Origin of the sequence: Mesorhizobium sp. M1A.F.Ca.IN.020.06.1.1 (genome assembly GCF_004023265.1) — a bacterium.
Lineage (GTDB): Bacteria > Pseudomonadota > Alphaproteobacteria > Rhizobiales > Rhizobiaceae > Mesorhizobium.
Genome location: NZ_RZSR01000603.1, coordinates 1 through 3,714, shown reverse-complemented (window position 1 = coordinate 3,714; position 3,714 = coordinate 1). Strand labels below are relative to the sequence as shown.

At 62.4% G+C, this 3,714-nt stretch carries 5 protein-coding genes; 1 reads left to right on the top strand and 4 read right to left on the bottom strand.

What is annotated here, in order from left to right; genetic code table 11:
• From EOA60_RS23240 to EOA60_RS37740, 4 genes are all read right to left on the bottom strand, one after another.
• On the bottom strand, positions 1-280 hold a 280-nt coding region (locus EOA60_RS23240), incomplete at its 3' end, for a MucR family transcriptional regulator (protein WP_206628205.1).
• Positions 281-632: 352 nt separating this feature from the next.
• Positions 633-851: a hypothetical protein gene (locus tag EOA60_RS23235; RefSeq protein ID WP_067330416.1), complete on the bottom strand. Its 219-nt coding sequence runs from the start codon at positions 849-851 to the stop codon at positions 633-635.
• A gap of 29 nt (positions 852-880) precedes the next feature.
• Positions 881-1,924, bottom strand: coding sequence for a DMT family transporter (locus tag EOA60_RS23230; RefSeq protein ID WP_245322281.1), 1,044 nt, complete (start codon positions 1,922-1,924; stop codon positions 881-883).
• On the bottom strand, positions 1,924-2,757 hold the full coding sequence (locus EOA60_RS37740) for a hypothetical protein (protein ID WP_066995820.1): 834 nt from the start codon (positions 2,755-2,757) through the stop codon (positions 1,924-1,926). Before EOA60_RS37740 ends, EOA60_RS23230 begins: the two co-directional genes overlap by 1 nt.
• Positions 2,758-2,867: 110 nt before the next feature.
• Here EOA60_RS37740 and EOA60_RS23215 point away from each other — a divergent pair.
• On the top strand, positions 2,868-3,714 hold an 847-nt coding region (locus EOA60_RS23215), incomplete at its 3' end, for a LysR substrate-binding domain-containing protein (RefSeq protein WP_128311956.1).

Sequence of the window (3,714 nt, the reverse complement as noted above, 5' to 3'; positions counted from 1 at the left end):
GCCCATGGTCGGTCGACAGGTGCCGCTTCAGCGACTTGAACTTCTTGCCGTCCTCGAGGCAGACGATGTAGTCGGGGAATACCGAACGCTTCGGATTGACGGCCGGCGTCTGCGGCGCGCTTTCCTTCACCGGGGCGCCCCCGGCGAGCTTGCGCACGGAAGCGCTGACGCTGGCGATCAGATCAGGCAGGCCGGATGCCGGAAGCGGGTTGTTGCCCACATAGGCCGAAACAATGTCGGCGGTCAGCTCGATTGCAGTCTTGTCGTCGATATTGGACAATTTTTTCACCTTCTGCTGGCTCTCAAATGACCAGCTGTTTTTAAGACTTTAGTCTAGGTATCTTATTGGACCTGTCCCCCAACGGACGTCCAGAGTCAGTAAACGTGCGAGACTCAATACCGAAGGTATGTTTTCACCGCGGGCCGCGACCGCGCAAGTTAGGAATTCTAATACCTACAACAAACACTTTACAGCACCGAAGCTCTGCACGGGCGAGGAAATGACGCAACAGCACTTCAATTTCTACGAGTAATTCCTGCAAAAATTGGAATTCTGGACGGAAAGCCAATAATTGCGAGCAGCGCTGGCTCTCTGATCAATCGATCATGCCCGATTCGTTAGGGCAAGTCGCTTATTTCGCGGCAACGCCGCGCCGGAGATCGGTCGGGCCGTCGGCCAGAATCTCCAGCACGCGTTTCCAGCGGGCGCAGCGGCCGAAATCCTTCTGCTCGATGGCCTTCTCAGCCTTCATGGCGGCATAGAGCTGCGCCTCGGCGCCGAATTCCTTGACCAGCCAATGCGCCTCCTGTCTGGCCCGGCGTTCGTCGTCGTCAAGCCCGCTCCCTGGCATGTTTCCTGGTACGATCCCTGGCATGGTCTTCAGCCCTCCGGACGTTCGATGCCGACAGCAATGCAACTGCCGATGACAAGGACGGCGCCAGCCATGGCCGTCATCGACAGGCTTTCGCCCGACAGCGCCAGCAAAAGCGTGGAAGCGATCGGCGTGAGATACGCCACGACCGCGAGCCGCCCACCCTGATCGAGGCTGAGCGCGCGCGACCAGAAATAATAGCCGAGCCCCATCGGCCCGGCGCCGAGATAGAGTCCGAGCAGCAGGTCCAAGCCGCCCAGGGCGGCGACGCCGTCATGCAGGCACCATGCGAAGGTCAGCGCCACGCCGATCAGGGCCGAAGGCAGCAGAAGCCGATCCGGCGACACGGCAAGGCGGCCGACGGCAAGCGAGTAGAAGGCCATGCAAAGTGCCGAGCCGAAGGCGGCGCAATAACCGACGGGGCTACCTCCGAACCAGGCATGCGCGCCTCCGCCGGAGATCACCAGCGCGACGCCGGTGAAGCCCAGCGCGGCGGTCAGTCCAAGCAGCAGCGGCCGTCGCGGGCGGCCGAGCACGATGACGGCGGCGGCGACCATCAGCGGCCAGGTGTAGGCAACGAGATTGGCCTCGATGACCGGCATCGAGGCGAAGGCGATGTATTGCAACGCCATGGTGCCGACCAGGCCGATGAAGCCGACGGCGCAGGCGCGCATGGTTCTCCCCTTATCCCCTTGGGGAACAAGGTGGATCGGCACGGAGCGCCGAGACGGATGAGAGATGTTGGAAGAAACTCCTGCGTCGGCGATCCGTCCGGCCCCCTTGATCACAAGGGGAGAAGGGAAGAACCTGATCAGCGCAAAGACCAGCGCGGCGCCTGAGAACTGCAGGAACTGCACCTCCGATACCGGGTGATTGGCAAGCAGCGTCTTGCCGACGAAAGCGTTAGTCGCCCAGAGCGCCACGGCGCCGAGGGCAAAGGCCAGCGCCACCGGGGGAGCAGCGCTGGAACGGTCGCTGCGCCTTTCGGCGGTGAGCGGGCCAAGGCTCAGCGATGCTGAAGGCGGCTGGCGACCGGCCGGATCGTCAGCCACTACCACGATTCCCTGGCTCCGCCGGAGACCGGATCGACAGCCGGCTTCGGCACGGGATGTTCTTCGGCGTGACGGCGATAGGCCGGCAGCTGGTTCGTCCAGACGTCCTCGGCCAGTTCGTTCACCCAGCCGCGGTCCTGGTCGTTGTCGGCGGCGAGGTAGAACATGCGGTTGTCGTCGACATAGGGCTTCGCCACCGAACGCTGGTTGAGCACCAGGGTGACCCGCGAGCCGAGCTGGATCGGCGCGGTGCGATGGAGCACGCCGAGGAACTGGCCGAGCGTGGCGTAATTCATCTTGTGGTCGATGCGCATGACCCTGTTGCGCGGCAGGTCGCTGCCGGATTCGAGGATGGCACGCCCCGTCTCGGAATCGTCGCAATAGATTTCAAGATGGCCGCCGATCAGAGGATCGCTGATCGAGAGCGGAATGAGTTCCGTCACCGGAACGCCATCGCAGTGCCAGTCGACGGCGCCGTCCTTGGGGTTCATGAAGGTGACGGTCGAGCCGACGATAGACAGCGGATAGGGTTCGAGCTTGGTGCCCATCATGTCGGACAGCCGTTCCAGCCGCAGCTTGTCGTTGAGCAGTTCCTTGATCTCGGGAATGTAGCGGTCCGCGCCGGTGATGAAGGTAAGGTCGAGATGCTTGTGCACGGCGTGGCTGGCCTTGAGCTTGAGCGCCGCCTCCTCGATCGCGGCGAGCAGTTGCGGGTCGTAGCCGTGAAGATACTGGGCGACGCCGAAGCTCGACACTTTCCACGCCGTATCATGACCGATGATGGCTTCACGGCTCATCGCATAGCGCAGTTCGGGGATTGTATGGGCGTTCATTCTACTTCTCCAAGGTGGGGGCAACACTTGGTAAACAGTCGATTGAGCACCCGCCCCTGTAAATTTAGGAATGCTGGTGCTACTTTAAGCATAGCTAAAGGTCGAACCCCGTGCGTCTGCTCAGCCAGGTCAACTTAAACTCGCTGAAAATCGTGGAGAGCGCCGCCAGGCACCGCAACTTCACGCGCGCGGGCGAAGAGCAGTTCATTACCGCCTCAGCCGTCAGCCAGCGGGTGAAGAGCCTGGAGGACCAGCTGCGCTTCAAGATCTTCCAGCGCGGCGGCAACGCGGTGTCGCTGACGCCGGAAGGCGAGACCTACGTGGCGCGCGTGCGCGAGGCGCTGGAGCGGATCGTGGCTGCCAGCATGGAGGCGACCGGCCAATCCCAGGCGCATGTGCTGAAGATCTGCGTCTTGCCGACCTTCGCGGCGCGCTGGCTGTTTCCGCGGCTTGCCACCTTCCAGCGGCAGTATCCGGATATCGAGATGCGGGTCTCGACTTCCTATGCCACGCATGAATTCGCGACCTCCGAATACGATCTCGAGATCCGCTATGGCGACGGCAATTTCCCCGGCCTCAACTCCGTGCTGCTGTTCAAGGAGGACCTGACGCCGGTGTGCAGCCGCAAGCTGTTCCGCGAGGTGCTGGGCGACAAGCCGCTGTCCAAGGTGACGCCGGAGGACCTCACGCACTTCACCCTGCTCCACTCCGACACCTGCACCCAGAACTGGCAGTCGTGGCTGGCTTTTGCCGGCGCGAGTTTCGTGCTTGGCGAGACCAAGAGCATCTATTTCGATTCCTGCATGATGTCCTACGAGGCGGCCAATGCCGGCATGGGCTTTGCCGTTGCCAACCGCGCCTATATGGCAAGCGACATCCGAGCCGAGCGGCTGGTCGCCCCCTTCGCGGTCCACCATCCCAACACCGCCGGCTGGTATTTCGTCAGCCCCATCAAGG